18 protein-coding genes are annotated in these 18999 nt (G+C 73.5%); 12 read left to right on the top strand and 6 right to left on the bottom strand.

Annotated features, from left to right (window positions below):
* Window positions 1-70: 70 nt before the first annotated feature.
* From GWK15_RS15370 to GWK15_RS15360, 3 genes are all read right to left on the bottom strand, one after another.
* A complete protein-coding gene (locus tag GWK15_RS15370) occupies window positions 71-1027 on the bottom strand; it encodes an NAD(P)H-dependent flavin oxidoreductase (RefSeq protein WP_168042235.1) in 957 nt (318 codons plus the stop codon).
* Between the two features lie 24 nt (window positions 1028-1051).
* Entirely contained in the window at window positions 1052-2143 is a 1092-nt protein-coding gene (locus tag GWK15_RS15365; RefSeq protein WP_209442232.1) for an NAD(P)H-dependent flavin oxidoreductase, read from the bottom strand.
* 206 nt (window positions 2144-2349) lie between these two features.
* Window positions 2350-3228 (bottom strand): LysR substrate-binding domain-containing protein, encoded by an 879-nt coding sequence (locus GWK15_RS15360; RefSeq protein ID WP_168042234.1) that lies wholly within the window; start codon window positions 3226-3228, stop codon window positions 2350-2352.
* 23 nt (window positions 3229-3251) lie between these two features.
* Between GWK15_RS15360 and GWK15_RS15355 the strand changes: the two genes are divergently transcribed.
* The 3 genes from GWK15_RS15355 to GWK15_RS15345 all read left to right on the top strand — a co-directional run bounded on the left by GWK15_RS15355 (window position 3252) and on the right by GWK15_RS15345 (window position 5995).
* A complete protein-coding gene (locus GWK15_RS15355) occupies window positions 3252-3872 on the top strand; it encodes a ribonuclease HII (protein WP_168042233.1) in 621 nt (206 codons plus the stop codon).
* Window positions 3873-4290: 418 nt separating this feature from the next.
* Window positions 4291-5376, top strand: coding sequence for a DNA methyltransferase (locus tag GWK15_RS15350; RefSeq protein WP_168042232.1), 1086 nt, complete (start codon window positions 4291-4293; stop codon window positions 5374-5376).
* A gap of 37 nt (window positions 5377-5413) precedes the next feature.
* Window positions 5414-5995: a hypothetical protein gene (locus GWK15_RS15345; RefSeq protein WP_168042231.1), complete on the top strand. Its 582-nt coding sequence runs from the start codon at window positions 5414-5416 to the stop codon at window positions 5993-5995.
* Here GWK15_RS15345 and GWK15_RS15340 read toward each other — a convergent pair.
* Both GWK15_RS15340 and GWK15_RS15335 read right to left on the bottom strand, forming a co-directional pair.
* Window positions 5970-7160, bottom strand: a complete 1191-nt coding sequence (locus GWK15_RS15340; RefSeq protein WP_168042230.1) for a glycosyltransferase family 87 protein — start codon at window positions 7158-7160, stop codon at window positions 5970-5972. The genes GWK15_RS15345 and GWK15_RS15340 overlap by 26 nt on opposite strands.
* On the bottom strand, window positions 7157-8212 hold the full coding sequence (locus GWK15_RS15335) for an NUDIX domain-containing protein (RefSeq protein ID WP_168042229.1): 1056 nt from the start codon (window positions 8210-8212) through the stop codon (window positions 7157-7159). Before GWK15_RS15335 ends, GWK15_RS15340 begins: the two co-directional genes overlap by 4 nt.
* On the opposite strand from GWK15_RS15335, the gene GWK15_RS15330 reads away from it, so the two are divergent.
* From GWK15_RS15330 to GWK15_RS15290, 9 genes are all read left to right on the top strand, one after another.
* Complete coding sequence (locus tag GWK15_RS15330; RefSeq protein ID WP_168042228.1) at window positions 8206-8670, top strand: DUF721 domain-containing protein; 465 nt, start codon at window positions 8206-8208, stop codon at window positions 8668-8670. The genes GWK15_RS15335 and GWK15_RS15330 overlap by 7 nt on opposite strands.
* A gap of 85 nt (window positions 8671-8755) precedes the next feature.
* Complete coding sequence (locus GWK15_RS15325) at window positions 8756-9355, top strand: DsbA family protein (RefSeq protein ID WP_168042227.1); 600 nt, start codon at window positions 8756-8758, stop codon at window positions 9353-9355.
* Window positions 9355-13449 carry a chromosome segregation SMC family protein gene (locus GWK15_RS15320; RefSeq protein ID WP_245211688.1) on the top strand — a complete coding sequence of 1365 codons (4095 nt, stop codon included), beginning with the start codon at window positions 9355-9357 and terminating at the stop codon, window positions 13447-13449. Before GWK15_RS15325 ends, GWK15_RS15320 begins: the two co-directional genes overlap by 1 nt.
* A gap of 110 nt (window positions 13450-13559) precedes the next feature.
* Entirely contained in the window at window positions 13560-13856 is a 297-nt protein-coding gene (locus tag GWK15_RS15315) for an AtpZ/AtpI family protein (RefSeq protein WP_168042226.1), read from the top strand.
* A gap of 22 nt (window positions 13857-13878) precedes the next feature.
* A complete protein-coding gene (locus GWK15_RS15310) occupies window positions 13879-14634 on the top strand; it encodes a F0F1 ATP synthase subunit A (protein ID WP_168042225.1) in 756 nt (251 codons plus the stop codon).
* Window positions 14635-14710: 76 nt separating this feature from the next.
* The gene (locus GWK15_RS15305) at window positions 14711-14935 is read left to right on the top strand and encodes an ATP synthase subunit C family protein (RefSeq protein ID WP_027284881.1); all 225 of its coding nucleotides are present in this window, start codon (window positions 14711-14713) and stop codon (window positions 14933-14935) included.
* 95 nt (window positions 14936-15030) lie between these two features.
* Complete coding sequence (locus GWK15_RS15300) at window positions 15031-15633, top strand: F0F1 ATP synthase subunit B family protein (RefSeq protein WP_168042224.1); 603 nt, start codon at window positions 15031-15033, stop codon at window positions 15631-15633.
* On the top strand, window positions 15633-16139 hold the full coding sequence (locus GWK15_RS15295) for a F0F1 ATP synthase subunit B family protein (protein ID WP_168042223.1): 507 nt from the start codon (window positions 15633-15635) through the stop codon (window positions 16137-16139). The genes GWK15_RS15300 and GWK15_RS15295 overlap by 1 nt, the downstream gene beginning before the upstream one ends.
* Before the next feature lie 110 nt (window positions 16140-16249).
* A complete protein-coding gene (locus GWK15_RS15290; protein ID WP_245211687.1) occupies window positions 16250-17857 on the top strand; it encodes an ABC transporter substrate-binding protein in 1608 nt (535 codons plus the stop codon).
* A gap of 141 nt (window positions 17858-17998) precedes the next feature.
* On the opposite strand, the gene GWK15_RS15285 is transcribed toward GWK15_RS15290, so the two are convergent.
* A complete protein-coding gene (locus GWK15_RS15285; RefSeq protein ID WP_168042222.1) occupies window positions 17999-18970 on the bottom strand; it encodes a Bug family tripartite tricarboxylate transporter substrate binding protein in 972 nt (323 codons plus the stop codon).
* Window positions 18971-18999: the final 29 nt, after the last annotated feature.

Genomic DNA, 18999 nt, shown 5'->3' with positions numbered 1-18999 from the left:
TCGGGGGAAGATGCTCGCGCAAACAATGGGCCGGAGACGGCGCCGTGAGCGCAGGCGAACGGAGACGGCTCTAGCCGCGCGCGACGCGGGCGATGGCGGCTTCGGCCTCCTGGACCACACGCTCGACCACCGCCGCCGCGGGCGGGATGTCGTGGATGAGGGCGGCGGCCTCGCCCACGATCACGCCGGCCACGTCGAAATCGCCACGCGCGCGGGCGGCGGCGTAGTCGGCCGCGACCTCCTCCATGCGCTCGCGCATCTCGGCCTCGTGGCCGAGCCAGCGCTCGGTCGTCGCGTTGCGCAGCACGCGCCCGGTATAGGGCGCGGGCCAGACGTTCTTCCGGGCGATGTCGAAGACGATGGAGCGCACCGTCTCGCCCGGCCCCGCGGCGACGGCGCGGGCCTTGGCGCGGGGGTCGATGTCAGCTTCCTCGGTGACGTAGAAGCGCGTGCCCATCAGCACGCCCTCGGCGCCGTACATCATCGCGGCCGCCAGGCCGCGGCCATCGGCGATGCCGCCGGCGGCGACGACGGGTATGCCGGGGCAGGCCTCAACCACCAGGGGCAGCAGCGTCGTCAGCGGCAGGGACTGGCCGTGGCCGCCGGCCTCGGTGCCCTGGGCGACGATGACGCCCGCGCCGGCCTCCATCGCCTCATGCGCCTGCGCCACGGTCTGCACCTGGCAGATCAGCGTGGCACCCGCCTCGTGAATCTCCCGCGCGAAGGGCCGCGGGTCGCCGAAGGACAGCATTACCGCCGCCGGCCCACGCGCGAGCGCCTGGCCGAGCAGCGCGGGCTGTTTCGCGAGGCTCCAGGTGATGAAGCCGCAGCCGACCCGCGCATTGCCCGCGGCATCGAAGGCGCGGCCGAGCCAGGGCCCGTCCCCGTAGCCGCCGCCGATCAGGCCGAGGCCGCCCGCCTGGCTGACCGCGGCAGCGAGCCGCCCGCCGGCGACATAGTCCATCGGCGCGAGCAGCACCGGATGCTCGATGCCGAGCGTCCTGGTCAGGCGGCTGCGGAAGGGCATGGCCGTGGCTCCCTCAGCCTGGCGTCACGGTAGCAGGGCGCGCGCTTCGTCCCACAGCCGGGTCGCCAGCGCGCCGGCCGGTTCCACGCGGGCGAGCGGCGCTGACTGGCCGGCCCACATCTGCATCGCGCCGGGATCGTTGGCCATCTCGGCTGCCGCACGCACCGGGGCGTAGAGGGCGCGCTGCACCGGATAGGGCGCGGGCGCCGGATGCGCCGCGCGGGCCGCCGCATTGGCGACGCTACGGCCGAGCCGTCCGGTGAAGAGGCGCGTCAGCATCGTGCCCTCCGCCTCCACGGCGCCGATGGCATCGGCCCAGGCCCGATGGATGCCGGCCTCGGGGCAGCGCAGGAAGCCGGTGCCGATCTGTACCGCGCTGGCGCCGAGCGTCAGCGCGGCGGCGATGCCGCGCGCATCGGCGATGCCGCCCGTGGCGATGACGGGCACGTCGAGCGCATCGGCCAGGCGTGGGATCAGCGCCAGCCCGCCGGTGAGCTGCGATTCCGCCGCCGCGCCATCGAAGGCGCCGCGATGGCCGCCCGCTTCCATGCCCTGGGCGACGATGGCATCCGCGCCGGCGGCGACCGCCTCGCGCGCCTCGGCGAGCGTGGTCGCGGTGGCGAACCAGGCGATGCCGCGGGCCTTGGCCTCGGCCACCACCCAGTCGGGAAAGACGCCCATGATGGAGGAGATCGCCGCCGGCCCGGCATCGAGCATCGCGCGGCACTGCGCGTCGAAATCGGGCAGAAAGGGGCCATCCGGGATCTTCGGCCGCGGGCCGATGCCGCCGAGAAAATCGGCCATCGCCGCTTCCCGCGCGGCGTCGCGCACCGGCGGCGGGTCGGGGATCCAGACGTTCATCTGGAAGGCGCCATTGGACTGGGATCGTACCGCGCGGGCCCAGTCGGTGATCGCCTCCGGCGCCATCATCAGCGCGCCGACCGCGCCCATGCCCCCGGCATTGGCGACGGCGGCCGAGAGCGCGGGCGCCGCCACGCCGGCCATGGGCGCGAGCAGGATCGGGACCGAGAGGCCGAAGCGTTCGCAGAAGGCGGCCGCCCGCGCCGCCTGGGGTCCGGTGCCGTTGCGCGCCATGTCCTGCGTCCTGCCTTGCATGGTGCTGAGACTAGCGGGCGGCAGGCATCACGAAAAACGCTTTGATCCGATGGCTGCGATCGCCGATGGCGATGCCTTCAGAGACCGTTTGACAATGCCGGCACCGGCCCGCTTCCCCCACCCGGCCACCCACCCAGGACATTGTCGTTGGGCGGCCCAGTGGGGCGCGGGCCCGGGCCGGGCTGCAGAATGCCTCGAACGGTCACTCAGGCCGCGACCGCCGGGCGCCGGCGCGCCTGGTCGAGGAAGGCGGCGAGCGCGCTCGATACCCGCGCCTCCCGCCGGCGGACGAAGACCGTCTCGACCATCGCCTCGGCCGGCGGCAGGCGATGGACGGCGAGACGGCCGGCCGCCAGCACGCGGGGGACCAGCCGCACCGGCAGCAGCGTGACGCCGAGGCCCGCTTCCACCGCGCCGAAGATCGCTTCCAGCGTGCCGAATTCCAGCACCCGCGGGCCGACGACGCCGCGGCGGGCGAGCAGCGCCTCGAGCCGCTGGCGGTAGGAGCAGCCGGCGCGCAGGACGATGATGCGCATCCCCTCGGGCGCCAGGGCCGCTGCCGCGTCGCGGATTCCGGGTGCGGCCATCAGGGCGAGTTCCTCGCGATAGGCGAGCTCGGTGACGAGGTCGGCGTGCTCGACCGGGCCGCAGGCGAAGGCGCCGTCGACGCGCTCGGCGAGCACCTCCTCGACCATCTCCCGCGTCGTGCCGGTGCGCAGCACCAGGTCCACCTCGGGGTGGGCCTTCGCGTAGGCGGCGAGCATGGGCGCGAGGTGCATCGCCGCCGTCGTCTCGAGCGAGCCGATCGCGAGCGGGCCGCGCGGCGTGCCGTCGTCGCGCGCTGCGGCGGCGGCCTCGGCGACCAGGCGCTGGGCGCGCTCGGCATAGGGCAGCAGGCGCCGACCCGCGGCGGTGAGCGTGACGCCGCGCGCGTGCCGGTCGAACAGGGCGAGGCCGAGCTCGGCCTCGAGCGCGCGGATGCGGGCCGTCACGTTCGACTGGACGGTGTTGAGTTCGGCCGCCGCCCGGCCCATGCCGCCGAGCCGGGCCACCGCCTCGAAGACGCGAAGGTCTGTGGTGTCCATGCCGGCCATGCTACTGCCGCCGCATGCCCGCGCGGAAACCGGATTTCAGCCTGGAGGCCGAAGGCGGCCGCGTCGCCGGCGTGGACGAGGCCGGGCGCGGGCCCCTGGCCGGGCCGGTGGTCGCGGCGGCCGTGGTGTTCCGCGGCGCGCCGCCGGCGGGGCTCGCAGCGCTGCTGGATGATTCGAAGAAGCTGAAGCCGGCGCAGCGCGACGCGGCCTTCGGGGCGCTGCGCGTCGCGGCGGCGGAAGGGTTGCTCGACTACGGCGTCGGCGCGGCCTCGGCGGCGGAGATCGGGGCGATCAACATCCTGCGCGCGACGCACCTCGCCATGGCGCGCGCGGTCGCACGGCTCGGCGCGGTGCCGGACCTGGCACTGGTAGACGGCAACCAGCCGCCGCGCCTGCCCTGCAAGGTGCGCTGCGTGGTGGGCGGGGACGGCATCTCGCTGTCGATCGCCGCGGCCTCGATTTTCGCGAAGGTGGTGCGGGACCGGGCGATGACGCGGCTCGATCCGCGCTGGCCGGGCTATGGCTTCGCGAAGCACGCGGGATACCCGACGGCGGCGCATCTCGCGGCGCTCGCGCGGCTCGGGCCCAGCCCGCATCATCGACGGGGCTTTCGCCCCGTCGATGATGTTTCTTGATGCCTCAAACGCCGGCGCGCGTGGATTTTCTTTGCCTCAAACGCCGGCGCGCGCCTCCGCGCGCTTGGCTCGCGCGCCCTGCACTGGTGCGCTGGCGTGGCTGACGGTCTGGGCGCGGTCGCGCTTCGCGCTCCCGGATCGCGTCGTGGCCGCGATCCGCAATTGCCGCATCCGGCGGTGGTGACTGACTGACGCGATGGACCAGCTGTGGCGGATCGAGGCTCTGCCTCGATCCGGGAGCGCGAAGCGCGACCGCGCCCAGACGAACCGTCGTCGCCAGTGCGACAGTGCGTGGCGCGCAAGCCAAGCGCGCGAATGCGCGCGCCGGCGCCTGAGGCAAGCAAACCACGCAAACCTTGACCTGCCGAGTCGCACAAGCGATTCTGCGGGCTTCGCGTCGGGGGACGGGGCTTCGCTAGTGGGGACGCAGATCGATCTGCCGCTCGACCAGGTGCTGGTCGGGGACTGCATCGCATGGCTGCGGCACCTGCCGCCGGCCTCGGTGCATGCCATCTTCGCGGACCCGCCGTACAACCTGCAGCTCAAGGGCACGCTGCGCCGTCCCGATGATTCCGTCGTGGACGGCGTGGACGACGAATGGGACCGCTTCGCGGACCTTGGCGCCTATGATTCCTTCACGCGCGAATGGCTGACCGAATGCCGCCGCGTGCTACGCAAGGACGGCACCATCTGGGTGATGGGCGCCTACCACAACGTCTTCCGGCTTGGCTCGGCGCTGCAGGATCTTGGCTACTGGATCCTGAACGACGTGATCTGGCGGAAGTCGAACCCGATGCCGAACTTCCGCGGCCGCCGCTTCACCAACGCACATGAGACGCTGGTCTGGGCCGCGCGCGGGCCCGAGAGCCGCTACCGCTTCAACTACGCCGCGATGAAGGCGCTCAACGACGACCTGCAGATGCGCAGCGACTGGCTCATCCCTCTCTGCACCGGGCATGAGCGGCTGCGCGACGACAAGGGCGACAAGCTGCACCCGACGCAGAAGCCCGAGGCGCTGCTGCATCGCGTGATCCTATCCTGCACCTCCCCGGGCGAGGTGATCCTCGATCCCTTCCTCGGGTCGGGCACCACGGCGGCGGTGGCGAAGCGCCTCGGCCGCCGCTTCATCGGCATCGAGCGCGAGCAGTCCTACGCCGATGCCGCGATGGCCCGCGTCGCCGCGGTCGAGCCCGCGCCCGAGGATGCCGCCGCGGCGCTGCCGTCCAAGAAGGAACAGCCGCGCATCCCCTTCGGCACGCTGGTCGAACGCGGCATCGTGCCCGCCGGGGCGAAGCTGTATGACCGGCAGAAGCGGTGGGAAGCGGTGGTCGGCGCCGACGGCACGCTGCGCTGCGGCCTGGCCAGCGGGTCGATCCATAAGGTCGGCGCGGCAGTGCAGGAAGCGCCGTCCTGCAATGGCTGGCTGTTCTGGCATGTCGAGGCGCGGGACGGGCGGCTGCGCGTGATCGACGACTACCGCGCCGAGTTGCAGCGCGAGGCGTGATCGCGCGCTGCGACGCCCAACCAAGGAGGCCCCGCGCATGGGCGAGACCGCGACACCAGGCGTGACCGCCGCCGAGCCGCCGATGACGCCGGTGACGCCGCCGCCGCCGCGCTCCTGGGGCCGCATCCTGCTGGCCGAGGCGCCGTATCTCGCGATGCTGATCGCGGGCTTCGCGGGCGTCGCCTATGTCGGCGTGTCGCGGCAGCCGAACCTGCTCTACTGGCAGATCCTCGCGCCCGTGTTCGGCATCCTGTGCGTCTTCGCGGGGTGGAAGAGCGCGGCCGGGCGCGGGCTGCGGACGCGGCTGATCTGGACCCAGGCGCTGCACTGGGCGGCCTTCCTCGGCGCGATGCTGATGCTGTTCCTGCCGTCGGTGCGCGGGGTGGTGAACGACAACGCGACCGAGATCGGGCTGCTGCTTCTGCTCGGCCTCGGCACCTTCGTCGCGGGGGTGCATGCACTCTCGTGGCGCATCGTCGCGGTGGGGGCGGTGCTGGCGCTGTCGGTGCCGGCGGTCGCGATGCTGCAGGATTCGGCGTTGCTGATCGTGGGCGGGGCCGTGCTGATCGCGGTGGTCGCTGCGATCTTCCTGTTCACGTCGTCGCGCGGGCAGGGCTGAGGCGGCGGAGCACCAGCACGAGCAGGATCGCCGCGGGCAGCGGACCTGGCGAGACCCCGGTCACGAGACCGCCGAGGAAGGCCAGCAGCGGCATCAGCCAGGTCAGGAGCAGCGCCGACTTCTCCCAGGGCCGGAAGCCTTCATGCCGCGCCTGTGTCGCGATCCACAGCGTCGGCACCAGCAGCACCACGAAGTCGTAGACCAGCACGAAGGGTGTGACGAGCGGCGCTCCGGCGGCGACCAGCGCGACCGTCGCGCGCCCGTCCGTCCCGCGCCGGACGGCGATCACGACCGCCGCGACGGTCACGATCGTCGCGGCGGCCTGGACCAGCGTCGCCACCGCCTCGGGCGCGCCGAGGCTGCGCGCGGTTGCGTAGAGGCTCAGAACCTTCCACGTCGCGAGCGCGCCGGAGGCAAGCACCTCACCGGCATCGGGCATGCGCGCGAGAAAGGCGCGCCAGGCTTCGGTCCCGAAGGCCGCCCAGGCGGCGAGCCCCCAGGCGAGGCCGCCCGCGCAGGCCGCCCCGATCGCCGTCCAGCGCCGCCCGGCCAGCAGCGCCGGCACGACCAGGATGCCGAGCTGCGGCTTGAAGGCGAGCGTCGCGAAGGCGAGCCCGGCAAGTGCCGGGCGGCGGTCGAGCAGCGCGCCTGCGGCGGCGAGCAGCGCGGTGGTCAGGAAGGCATTCTGGCCGTGCAGGATGTTGAGCAGGCTCGCCGGCGCCAGCAGCACGAAGATCGCCGGCGCCCAGCCACGTTCGGCCGTCCAGGCGCGCAGGGCGGCGAGGCAGGCGGCGCCGGTCGCCGCCATCCAGGCCAGGTAGGCCGGCAGCACCGGCAGCAGGCCGAAGGGCAGGCAGATCAGCAGGAACACCGGCGGGTAGAAGAAGGCGAAGTAGCGCCCGCCCTCGCGCCCCTGGATCGCCGCCTGCATCGCGGCATGGACGTCGCGCAACCAGGGCCCGGCGGGGTTGCCCTCGAGCGCCAGCCGCGCCGCGGCATGGAAGCTGAGGAAGTCGGTGTCCGCCGGCGGCGGCTCCCGCCAGCCGAGCAGGCGCAGGCCCGCCTCGACCAGGATCGGCAGGCACAGCGCCGCGTAGGCGAGGAGGTAGGCGCGCGCGCGATCGCGCGTCATCCAGCGGGCGTCGCGCAGGATCGCCAGGCTCATCCGCCGCCCGCGAGCACGAGCAGCCGCCGCATCACGCTCGGCAGGGCGCGGGACGCGTCGGCAGCGGCGAGCCATTCGCCCTGCGGCACCGCGGCCCGTCCCGGCAGGGCGGCGGCGAGGAGCCGCATCTCCAATTCGAAATGCGTGAAGCCGTGCCGTGCGACGCCTGGAACGGGCGACCAGCCGGCCGATACAGGCGCGTGCCCCATCGCCTCGGCCTCCGCCCAGGGCTCCGCGCGCCAGGGCGTGCCGGGCACCTCGAGCATGCCGCCGAGCAGCCCCTTGTCCGGCCGCCGGCGCAGCAGCACCCGGCCCGCATCGTCGCGCAGCAGGAAATGCACCCCATGGCGCAGCGGCCGTGCGGGTTTGGGCGACTTCCTCGGCAATTCCGCCTGGATGCCCGCCCGCCGTGCGGCGCAGCCCTCCCGCCAGGGGCAGAGCGCGCAGGCCGGGTTGCGCGGCGTGCAGACGGTGGCGCCGAGGTCGAACAGCGCCTGGGCGAAGTCGCCGGGCCGGGCTCGGGCGACCGGGTCCTCCATGCAGGACGCGGCATGGGCGGCGAGCATCGGCTTCGACCCCGGCAGCGGCGCCTGCACGGCATGGATGCGGGCCATCACCCGCTCGACATTGCCGTCCACCGGCACGACCGGGGCATCGAAGGCGATCGCCCCCACCGCAGCCGCGGTGTAGGGCCCGATGCCGGGCAGCGCCGCCAGGCCGTCGGTGTTGCACGGGAAACCCCCGGATGCCGCCACCGCCTTGGCGCAGGCATGCAGGTTCCGCGCCCGGGCGTAGTAGCCAAGGCCCGCCCATTCCTCGGCGACCTCCGCCCAGTCCGCGGCGGCGAGGGCGTCGACCGTCGGGAATCGTTGCAGGAACCGGGCGTAGCGTGGGCCCACCGCGGCGACCGTGGTCTGCTGGAGCATCACCTCCGACAGCCAGATGCGGTATGGGTCCCTCGCCTCCCCCGGGGCCGCGCGCCAGGGCAGGACACGCCGGTGCCGGTCGTACCAGGCGAGGAGATCGGCGGCGGAGGGCTTGGCGGATGGCACGGGACGGAGAGGAGAAGCGGTTCCTGGGCGGGCCGAGGCCGCTCGGCGCGCTGGTGCCAGCGCTCACACGCCCGGCCTTCAAGCGCAAGAGCCCCGCGGGGGCGCAGATCATGGCCGACTGGCCGGAGCTCGTCGGACCGGCGCTCGCGGCCGTGACGCAGCCTCTCCGGCTGGCGTCCGGGACGCTGACGCTCGCCTGCGCCGGGCCGGTCGCGATGGAGTTGCAGCACCTGGCCCCACAGCTGGCCGGGCGGATCAACGCCGCGCTCGGGCGGGTGGCGGTGGAGCGGTTCCGATTCGTCCAGCAGGCCCCGGCCGCGGCCGCTCCCCGGAAAAAGGCCGCCCCCAAGCCCGTGGCGCTGCCGGAACGGGTCGAATCCGCCATCGAATCGGTCGCCTCCCCGGAACTGCGCGAAGCGCTGGAAAGATTGGGCCGCGGCGTCTATCGGACTCGGTGACAGGCGGGCCCGAGTCCCGGAACGGCGCCAGGCGGCCCATATGCGACGGGTCGCCGCCCGGCCGGGCGGCCCCAAAGGAGACCGGATGCCCATGCTTCTTCGCCGCACCCTGCTCGCCGCCGGCGGCACCCTCGCCGCCCTGCCGGCCCTGGCGCAGGCGCCCGCCGACCCGCGGCTGTCCGAACGCTCCATGGGCAGCGCCTCGGCCCCGATGGTGGTGACCGAGTTCTTCTCCCTCACCTGCAGCCATTGCGGCGCCTTCCACAAGGAAACCTGGCCGCGCGTGAAGGCGGAGCTGGTGGAGACCGGCAAGGTGCGGATGGTGTGGCGCGACTTCCCGCTCGACCAGATCGCGCTGCGCGCCGCGGCCGTCGCACGCTCCTTCCCGCCGGCGGCCTATGAGCCCTTCATCTCGGCCCTGCTGACCAACCAGGATCGCTGGGCCTTCGCCCGCGGCGTCGACCACAAGGCCGAGATCGCCAAGATCGCCGCCATGGCCGGCATGTCCCAGGCCGCCTTCGACGCCGCCTGGGGCGACGACGACCTGGCCCGCGCCATCCTCGCCCAGCGGCAGGAAGGGGAGCGCCAGTTCAACATCCAGGCGACGCCGACCTTCGTCTTCGGCACCCGCGTGGTCTCGGGCGCCATCGGCTACGACCGCTTCGCCCGCGAGGCCCAGGCCTGATGATGGACAACGGGTCCCTGCCGCCGGCGCCCCCCGGGCCGGAGGAAGAGGATTCCGCACCGCGCACCGAGGCCCAGAAGGCGGCCTCGGTGCGCGCGACGCTCGCGCGGATCCGCATCGCGGGCTTCAAATCCTTCGCCGAGGCGACCACGGTCGAGGTCCTGCCGGGCCTGACCGGCGTCGTCGGCCCGAATGGCTGCGGCAAGTCCAACGTGGTGGAAGCGCTGCGCTGGGCGATGGGCGAGACCTCCGCCAAGGCCATGCGCGGCGGGGAGATGGACGACGTCATCTTCGCCGGCACCGCGACCCGCCCGGGGCGCAATGTCGCCGAGGTGACGCTGAGCCTCGAGGAAGCGGAAGGGCTCGCCCCGCCGCCGAACCAGGACCAGCCCGAACTCGAGATCATCCGCCGCATCACCCGCGGCGAGGGCTCCGCCTTCCGGGTCAACGGCAAGGAGGTCCGGGCGCGCGACGTCCAGACCATGTTCGCCGACATCGGGTCAGGCGCTCGGGCCTCGGCCATGGTCAGCCAGGGGCGCGTGTCGACCCTGATCCAGGCCAAGCCCGAGGACCGGCGCCAGGTGCTCGAGGAAGCGGCCGGCATCGCCGGACTGCGCGCCCGCCGGCATGAGGCGGAACTGAAGCTGCGCCAGGCGGAGACGAACCTGTCGCGCGCCGAGGACCTGCTCGGGCAGCTGGACAGCCAGCGTCAGGGGCTGCAGCGCCAGGCGCGGCAGGCCAATCGCTATCGGAATCTTTCGGGCCTCGTGCGCCAGGCGGAGGGCGAGTGGCTCGCCATCCTGGCCGCGCGGGCCGATGCCGCCGGCCGGCACGCGGCGCAGCAGCTGGCCGACGCGAAATCCGCCGTCCGCGCCGCCGAGGCCGAGGCCGAGCGCGCCGCCATCGCCGCCTTCGAGGCCGAGCAGGCCATCCCCGCCCCCCGCGCCGCCGAGGCCGCGACACGCACCGCGCTGGAACGCCGCCGCGTCGAGACCGAGGGCCTCGAAGCCGAGGAACGCCGGGCGCGCGAGGCGCTGGAGGCCGCCGAGGCGCGTCTCACGCAATTGAAGCGGGACCTCGCCCATGCCGAGGGCGTGCTGCGCGATGCCGAGGCCGCGCGCGAGCGGCTGAGCCAGGAGGCCGAGGCGCTGACCGCGGTGGAGGGGTCCCTCCCCGCCCGGCGGGACTCCGCCGAGGCCGCGCTGATCGCCGCCGCCGAAGCCGCCCAGGCCGCCGAGCGCGCCGCCGAGGCCGCGACCGTCGAAGCCGCCGAGGCCGCCGCCCGCGTCCAGTCCGCCGCCGAGGCCCGCACCGCCGCCGAGGCCCGGCTGAAGCGCGCGCAGGAGGGCCACGCCCGCCTCGCCGCCGAGCGCGACGCCGCCGCCCGCGCCCGCGTCCCCGCAGAGGCGCGCGCGGAGGCCGCCGCCGAGGTCGCCGCCGCCGATGCCGCGCTCGAAGCCGCGCGCGTCGCGCTGGAACAGGCCGAGGCCGCGCGCGCCGAGGCCGCCAATGCCCATGCCGAGGCCCGCCGCGCCGCCGCCGAGGCCGCCTCCGTCGCGCAGCGTGCCGCCGCCGAGAAGGCCGGGGCCGAGGACCGGCTGAACCGCATCGCAGCCCAGCACGCTTCCATGGCGAAGGACCGCGACGCCGCGGCCGCCGAGATCATCCCCGCCGCCGAGCGCGAGGCCGCGACCGCCGCGCTGACCGCCGCGGACGAAGCCGTGGAGCAGGCGCGCAAGGCGCTGGAGGAGGCGGAGGCGATGCGCGCCTGGGCCGCCGCCGCCCATGCCGAGGCGGGCCGTGCGGCCACCGCCGCCGGCGGCGAGCGCGCCCGCGCCGCCGCCGAGGTCGCGGCCCTGCGCGAGGTCCTGACCGCCCGCGAGCCGGGGGCGGCGGCGCCGATCCTCGACCAGGTGGGCGTGCCGGCGGGCCTGGAAGCCGCGCTGGGCGCGGCGCTGGGCGAAACGCTGGAAAGCCCCGCCGAGGAGTCCGGCCCGCGCTTCTGGCGCGCCCTGCCTCCGCTCGATGCCGCGGCCCCGCTGCCCGACGGCGCGGTGCCGCTGTCGCGGCTGGTGGAAGCGCCGGCGATGCTGACCCGGGCGCTGTCGCAGATCGGCCTGCTGCCCAAGGGTGCCGACGGCGCCGCGCTGCAGGCCGCGCTGAAGCCCGGCCAGTCGCTGGTGACGGAGGATGGCGCGCTGTGGCGCTGGGACGGGCACACCGCACGCGCCGGGGCGCCGACCCCGGGCGCGGTGCGCCTCGCCCAACGCAACGCCCTGCGCGCCGCCGAGGCGAAGCTGGACCGCGCCGAGGCCGAGGCGGCGACCACCGAGGCCGCTCGTGCCGCCGCCGCCGCCCGCGAGGAGGAGGCCCGCGCCGCCGAGGCCCGCGCCCGCGACGCCCGCGCCCGCGCCGATGCGGCGCTGAACGAGGCGCGGCAGGCCGAATCGGCGCTTGCCGCGCGGCATGCGCGCGCCGAAAGCCGGCTCGCGGCGATCGAGCCGCAGCTGGCCCGCCTCGCCGCCGACCGGGCCGAGGCGGAGGCCGCCAAGGAAGCCGCCTGGGCCGCCATCGCCGCCCTGCCCGACCTGCCGACGCTGCGCCGCGCGGCCGAGGAGGCCGGCGCCGCCGAGACGCGCGCCCAGGCCGCCGAACACGCCGCCCGCGAAGCCCGGCGTAATGCCGAGGCCACTGCCCGCGGCGCGCGGCAGCACGAATCGACGCTCGCTGCCCGTGCGGCCGAGGCGGAGAGCCGGCTCGCGGCGCTGGAGCCGCAGCTCGCCCGCCTTGCCGCCGATTGCGCCGAGGCCGAGGCCGCGCTGGCCGAGGCGGTGGCGACCGAGGCGGCGCTGCCGGACCTCGACGCCCTGCGCGCCGCCGTGGCCGGGGCGCGCGACGCGCTGACCGCCGCCCGCGCGGCAGAGGTGACGGCGCGCAGCGACATTGCCGCGCTGGCCGCCGAGGCCGGACGCGTCGCCGCGCGGCTGACCTCGGTGGGCGAGGAAGCCGCGCTCTGGACCTCCCGCGGGGAGGATGCCGAGGCGCGGGTCATCGAGTTGCGCCGCCGCAGCGCCGAGGCCGGGACGGAGCGCGAGGCACTCGCGGAAGCCCCCGAGGATGCCGCGGCGCGCCGGCGCAGTGCGGCGTCGCTGCTGGCCGAATCGGAAGCGGCCCATGCCGCCGCGGCCGCCGCCCTGTCGGCCGCCGAGACGCGGCTGCGCGACAGCGGCGAGGCCCGCCGCAAGGCCGATGCCGCCTTCGCCACCGCGCGCGAGGGCCAGGTCCGTGCCGAGGCCGCCGCCGAGGCCGCCTCGACCGCCGAGGAAGCCGTCGCGGCCCGCATCGCCGAGCGACTCGGCGAGGATGCCGAGCTGCCGCCGCCGCCCGAGGAACTGTCCGACGCCGCCGAGGAGAAGGCGCGGCGCAAGGTCGAGCGCCTGGCCCGCGAGCGCGAGGAGATGGGCCCGGTCAACCTGCGCGCCGAGATCGAGGTCACCGAGATCGAGGAGCGCATCGGCCAGATCACCACCGACCGCGACGAGGTGACGGCGGCCATCGCCAAGCTGCGCGGGTCGATCGGCCACCTGAACCGCGAGGGCCGCGAGCGGCTGCGCGAGGTGTTCGACCGGGTGGATGCCGAGTTCCGCAACCTGTTCTCCCGCCTGTTCGGCGGCGGGCGGGCGCATCTGGCGCTGGTCGGGTCCGACGATCCGCTCGAGGCGGGGCTCGAGATCTATGCCGAACCGCCGGGGAAGAAGCTCGCGACGCTGTCCCTGCTCTCGGGCGGGGAGCAGGCGCTGACGGCGCTCTCCCTCATCTTCGCGGTGTTCCGCTGCCAGCCGGCGCCGGTCTGCGTGCTGGACGAGGTGGATGCGCCGCTCGACGATGCGAACGTGGAACGTCTCTGCGACCTGCTCGACGCCATGGCGGCGGAGAGCGGGACGCGCTTCCTGGTGGTGACCCACCATCCGCTGACCATGGCGCGGATGCATCGGCTCTATGGCGTGACGATGCAGGAACGGGGCGTGTCGCGGCTGCTGTCGGTCGATCTGGGCCAGGCGGTGCAGATGGCCGAAGGTCCCGTCGCAGCCTGAGGAAAAAAGCCGCGCTGCGGCCGTGTTGCGGCGCCGCATGCGCTTGACAGCCAAATGGCCAAACCCTAAAGGCCGCCTGCCTTCCGGCGGGGTTCCGCCAGGGAGCTAAGGTGAACGAGCGCAGCGATTTCGAGGATCGGTTGCGGCAGGCCAGGACCCGACAGGGCCTGGACAAGCGTCCCGAAGGGCGCGGAAGCCTGCCGCCGGGCCCCTGGGGCATCGGACTGCGCGCGGGGGTCGAGGTCGTCTCGGCCCTGGTCGTCGGCATCGGTCTCGGCTACGCGCTGGACCGTTGGCTCGGGACCTGGCCTTGGCTCTTCCTGGTGTTCTTCGTCCTGGGCAGCGCGTCCGGGGTCCTGAACGTCTATCGGCTGTTCAATCCCCGGAAGACACCCCGCGCAAACTGACGGACGAACGGGAGACAGGCCGGTGGCAGCCGAAGGCAAGACGATCGACGCGCTCAGCCAGTTCGAGCTCTCGCCGGTGCTCGGCATCTTCGGCAATGCCGTGTCCTTCAGCCAGTCGAACCTGTTCATGGTGATCGCGGTCGCGATCGCCTACTTCCTGATGAAGGTGACCGCCGACCGCGGCGAACTCGTCCCCGGCCGCCTGCAGGCGCTGGGCGAGGCATCCTACGGCTTCATCGCCGGCATGGTGCGCGACCAGGTCGGCGACGAGGGCAAGAAGTATTTCCCCTTCGTCTTCTCGATCTTCATGTTCGTGCTGCTGGGCAACCTGCTTGGCATGCTGCCCTACGCCTTCACCTTCACCTCCCACATCATGGTGACGCTGACGCTGGCGATCGTGGTGTTCGTGGTGGTGACGGGCGTGGCGCTCGCCATCCACGGCATGCACTTCTTCACCTACTTCTTCCCCGAGGGCGCGCCGAAATGGCTGGCGCCGATCATCATCCCGGTCGAGATCATCTCCTACTTCTCCCGCGTGGTGTCCCTCTCGGTCCGTCTTTTCGCGAACATGGTCGCCGGCCACGTCATGCTGAAGGTGTTCGCCACCTTCGTCGTGCTGCTGGGCGGCCTTGGCGCCGTCGGCCCCTTCGTGGCCGCCATGCCGCTCGCGGTGAACGTTGTCCTGGTCGGTTTCGAATTCCTGGTGGCCTTCCTGCAGGCCTATGTCTTCGCGATCCTGACCAGCATCTACCTGCACGACGCGGTCCACCTGCACTGACCCGCCATGTGAACGGGGTGCGGTTGTCACCTGCGTACGTACAGAACCTCCATGTGATTTAGGAAGGACGAGCATCATGGAAGTCGCCGCCGCGAAGGCCCTCGGGGCCGGTATCGCCGTCATCGCCCTCTTCGGCGTTGGTCTGGGCATCGGCAACATCTTCTCCTCGCTGATCAACAGCGTGGCGCGCAACCCGGCGGCCCGCGATGCGGTCTTCCCGATCGGCATTCTCGGCTTCGCGCTGACGGAAGCCGTGGCGCTCTTCGCGCTGCTGATCGCCTTCCTCATCCTGTTCGCCTGATCACCCCGGCCCCGCCGGCCCATCCGGGCCTTGGCGGGGCCACGGGCCTGCCCGGGCGGCCTTTGGCCCGGGCATCGAGGCGAGGAGAGACGGCGATGCGCCGAGTGACGTTGCTGGCGGCCCTGGCCGCTACCCTGCCCACCATTGCCATGGCCGCGAGTTCCTCGGCGGTGCCCGTCGAGGGCATGCCGCAGCTCGCCTTCGGCCACCCCGAGCAGGGCCGGCTCCTGATCGGCCAGGTGGTGTGGCTGCTGCTCATCTTCGCGGCGCTCTATTTCCTCATGGCCAAGATCGCGCTGCCGCGCGTCGGCGCCGTGATCGAGAACCGCCACGCGCGCATCGCCGCGGACCTCGAGGCCGCGCAGGCCGCGAAGGCCGAGGCTGACGGCGCCATGGCCGCGCACCGCGCCGCCACCGAAGCCGCCCGCGGCGAGGCCCGCGCCGCCGTCGCCTCCGCCGTCCAGGCCGCCCAGGCCGACAGCGACGCGAAGGCCGCCGCGCTGAACGCCCGGCTCAACGCCCAGATCGCCGAAGCCGAGGCCCGCATCGAGGCGGCCCGCGCCTCCGCGATGGGTGCCATCCGCGGCGTCGCCACCGACACCGCCGAGGCGCTGGTCGCCAAGCTCGTCGGCCGCGCCGACCGCGCCGCGATCGACACCGCCGTCGGCGCCGCGCTGACCGCGCAGGGGAGGGCCTGATGCACCACTACGAGCACTTCTGGCTCGACCCGAAGTTCTGGGTCGCCGTCTCCTTCGTCATCTTCTTCCTGCTGCTGGGCAAGAAGGTGTGGGGCGCGCTGGCCGGCGCGCTCGACGGCAAGGCCGAGGGCATCCGCCGCCAGCTGTCGGAAGCCGCCGAGCTTCGCGCCCAGGCCGAGCAGATGCTCGCCGACGCCGAGGCCGAGCGTGCCGCCGCGGCGAAGGAAGCCGAGGAACTGCTGGCCCGCGCCCGTGAGGAGGCCGTGCGCCTCGCGTCCGCCGCGGCCGCCGAGGCCGAGGCCGCCGCCAAGCGCCGCGAGCGCATGGCGATGGACCGCATCGCCGCCGCCGAGGCGTCCGCCGTCGCCGAGGTCCGCAACGCCGCCGCCGACATCGCCGGCATCGCCGCGCGCACCGTCATCCGGGCGACGCACGACGCCGCCGCGGATGCCGCGCTGGTGGACCAGAGCCTCGCGGACCTGCCCAAGGCGCTGCGCGCCGCCTGATCGCTGCTGCTGCGCCGCAGCAAAGGGTGCCCGCCGCAAGGCAGGCACCCTTTTTTCATGCCCGGACTGCGCGGGCGCGGGCTTTCCCTCCGGCCCGCGATAGAGCAAGCATGGCGCACACTTCGATGCTGGGGGCAGCAGTCATGACATTACGATTCACCCTCGCCGCCGCGCTCGTCGCGGGAACGGCCTTCGCCGCACAGGCCAACACCTTCCGTTGGGCCAATGACGGCGACACCAACTCGATGGATCCCTACACGCGGCAGGAGACCTTCCTGCTGTCGTTCAACGCCAACATCTACGAGCCGCTGGTCCGCCGCGACGCGCAGATGCGCGTCGAGCCTGCGCTCGCCGAGCGTTGGGAAGTCGTCTCGCCGACCGTGTGGCGCTTCCATCTGCGCCGCGGCGTGAAGTTCTCGGACGGCACGCCCTTCACCGCCGACGACGTGGTGTTCAGCGCGCAGCGCGCGCGGGCGCAGGGGTCGAACATCCAGGGCGTGCTCGCCTCGGTGAAGGAGGTCAGGCGCGTCGACGACTTCACGGTCGACTTCGAGACCACGGTGCCGAATCCGATCCTGCTCCAGGAGATCACCAACTGGGGCATCATGAGCCGCGCCTGGTCGGAGCAGCACAACGCCACCCGCCCGGCCGACCTGACCTCGCGCGAGGAGAACTTCGCCACCCGCAACGCGATGGGCACGGGGCCGTTCCTGCTGTCCGCGCGCGAACCCGACCGCCGCACCGTGCTGGTGCCGAACCCGGGCTGGTGGGACACGCCGCGCCACAACCTCACGCGCGTCGAGTTCAACGTCATCTCGAACGACGCGACGCGCGTGGCCGCGCTGCTCTCGGGCGAGCTCGACTTCGTCTACACCGTGCCGCCGCAGGACGTGGAGCGCATCCGCCGTTCGCAGGGCGTGTCCATCATGCAGGGGCCGGAGCTGCGCACGATCTTCCTCGGCATGGACCAGATGCGGCCGCAGCTGCTGAAGTCCGACGTGCAGGGGAAGAACCCGTTCCAGGACGTGCGCGTGCGCCGCGCGATGCTGCTGGCGATCGACGTCAACGCCATCCAGCGCACGGTGATGCGCGGCCAGTCGCGGCCGTCGAATCTGATGTACGGGCCGGGCGTGAACGGCTTCCTCGAGGCCGATGACCAGCGCCCCGCGGTGAACATCAACGAAGGGCGCCGCCTGCTGACGGAGGCCGGGTATCCGAACGGCTTCGGCGTCACCATGGATTGCCCGAACGACCGCTACGTGAACGACGAGGCGATCTGCACCGCGATCACCGCGATGCTCGCCCGCGTCGGCATCCGCGTGACGCTGAACGCGCAGACCCGCGCGCGCTACTTCGCCGAGATCAACGCGCCGCGGTTCAACACGTCCTTCTACCTGCTCGGCTGGACGCCCTCGACCTCGGATGCGCACAACGCCTTCTACAACCTGGCGGCGACGCGCGACGGCGCGCGCGGCGTGTTCAACAGTGCGGGCTATTCCAACCCGCAGTTCGACACGCTGCTGGACCGCATGGCGGTCGAGACAGATCCGGCGCAGCGCCAGCGCATGATCTCCGAGGCGAGCCGGATCCTGCGCGACGACGTCGCCTTCATCCCGCTGCACCAGCAGCAGATCGTCTGGGCGGTGCGCAGCGGCTGGACGGTGGTGCAGACCGCCGACAACTACTTCCAGCTGCGCCACGTGCGGTTCGGGCAGTAAGCGATATCGAGGGGGCGCCGCCCCCTCGAGCACCCCTGCCGAGGGCCGAAAGGCCCTCGGAACCCAATACTGGTTTCCAAAGGCCTTTCGGCCTTTGGCGGGTGGGGTTCCGGGGAGGGCAGCGCCCTCCCCGCTTTTGTTTCAGTCGGCGCGCGCGCCCGATGCCCTGACCGCTTCCCGCCACCGCGCGCTTTCCGCCGCCACGAAGGCCGGCAGTTCGCCGCGCGGGATCGGCATCGGGTCGAAGGCGCGTTCGCGGAACAGCGTCGTGAGCTCGGGGCCCGCGAGGGCGCGGCGGGTCTCGCCGTCGATGCGCGCCAGGACGGGTTCGGGCGTGCCGCGCAGGGCGAACAGGCCCGTCCAGTTCACCGACAGGAAGCCGGGCAGCACCGTGGCAATCGGCGGGACGCCGGGCAGCGCGGCGGTCTCGGTCGTCGAGGCGACGCCGAGCGCGCGGATCGCACCGCCGCGCACCTGCGGCAGCGCGGTGCCGAGCCCGTCGAACATCATCGGCACATTGCCCGCGACCAGGTCCGTCATCGCCGGCGCGCTGCCGCGATAGGGGACGTGCGTCATGTCGACGCCGACGGCGGCGCGGAACATCTCCCCGGTCAGGTGCAGTTGGGATCCCGTGCCGGCCGAGCCGTAGTTCACCTGGCCCGGATGCGCGCGGATGTAGGCCACCAGTTCCGCGAGTGTGGGCATCGGCAGCACGCGCGGGTTCACCACCAGCACGTTGGGCTGCTGCGCGAGCATCGCGACCGGCAGGAAATCCGTGTCGGGATCGAAGGGCAGCCGCGCATAGAGCGCCTTGTTGATGCAGATGAGCGAGGCGGTCGCGACCAGCAGCGTATGCCCGTCGGGATCGGAGCGTGCGAAGGCCTCGCCCGCCACCGTGCCGCCGGCGCCGCCGCGGTTGTCGATCACCACCGGCTGGCCGAGGGCGACCGAGAGCCTTTCCCCGATCGCGCGCGCCAGGATGTCGGTGGTGCCGCCCGCGGCGAAGGGCACCAGGATGCGGATCGGGCGCGAGGGGAAGGCCTGGGCGCGCGCCGGCGCGGCAAGCGCGGCGCCGGCCGCGAGCACGAGGGCGCGGCGGGTGGGACGGACCATGGGCGGCACTCCGGCTGGATCGGACGAAG

It is taken from the genome of Neoroseomonas oryzicola (genome assembly GCF_012163135.1).
Taxonomy (GTDB): domain Bacteria; phylum Pseudomonadota; class Alphaproteobacteria; order Acetobacterales; family Acetobacteraceae; genus Neoroseomonas; species Neoroseomonas oryzicola.
Note: the sequence above shows the minus strand (reverse complement) of the source record. Positions and strands in the feature narration are given on the sequence as shown.

Coding starts and splice junctions, on each gene's coding strand:
- GWK15_RS15365 (WP_209442232.1), bottom strand. CDS start 2,143: ATGCAAGGCAGGACGCAGGACATGGCGCGCAACGGCACCGGACCCCAG.
- GWK15_RS15325 (WP_168042227.1), top strand. CDS start 8,756: ATGCCCATGCTTCTTCGCCGCACCCTGCTCGCCGCCGGCGGCACCCTC.
- GWK15_RS15330 (WP_168042228.1), top strand. CDS start 8,206: ATGGCACGGGACGGAGAGGAGAAGCGGTTCCTGGGCGGGCCGAGGCCG.
- GWK15_RS15345 (WP_168042231.1), top strand. CDS start 5,414: ATGGGCGAGACCGCGACACCAGGCGTGACCGCCGCCGAGCCGCCGATG.
- GWK15_RS15305 (WP_027284881.1), top strand. CDS start 14,711: ATGGAAGTCGCCGCCGCGAAGGCCCTCGGGGCCGGTATCGCCGTCATC.
- GWK15_RS15340 (WP_168042230.1), bottom strand. CDS start 7,160: ATGAGCCTGGCGATCCTGCGCGACGCCCGCTGGATGACGCGCGATCGC.
- GWK15_RS15295 (WP_168042223.1), top strand. CDS start 15,633: ATGCACCACTACGAGCACTTCTGGCTCGACCCGAAGTTCTGGGTCGCC.
- GWK15_RS15360 (WP_168042234.1), bottom strand. CDS start 3,228: ATGGACACCACAGACCTTCGCGTCTTCGAGGCGGTGGCCCGGCTCGGC.
- GWK15_RS15290 (WP_245211687.1), top strand. CDS start 16,250: ATGGCGCACACTTCGATGCTGGGGGCAGCAGTCATGACATTACGATTC.
- GWK15_RS15300 (WP_168042224.1), top strand. CDS start 15,031: ATGCGCCGAGTGACGTTGCTGGCGGCCCTGGCCGCTACCCTGCCCACC.
- GWK15_RS15370 (WP_168042235.1), bottom strand. CDS start 1,027: ATGCCCTTCCGCAGCCGCCTGACCAGGACGCTCGGCATCGAGCATCCG.
- GWK15_RS15355 (WP_168042233.1), top strand. CDS start 3,252: ATGCCCGCGCGGAAACCGGATTTCAGCCTGGAGGCCGAAGGCGGCCGC.
- GWK15_RS15320 (WP_245211688.1), top strand. CDS start 9,355: ATGATGGACAACGGGTCCCTGCCGCCGGCGCCCCCCGGGCCGGAGGAA.
- GWK15_RS15285 (WP_168042222.1), bottom strand. CDS start 18,970: ATGGTCCGTCCCACCCGCCGCGCCCTCGTGCTCGCGGCCGGCGCCGCG.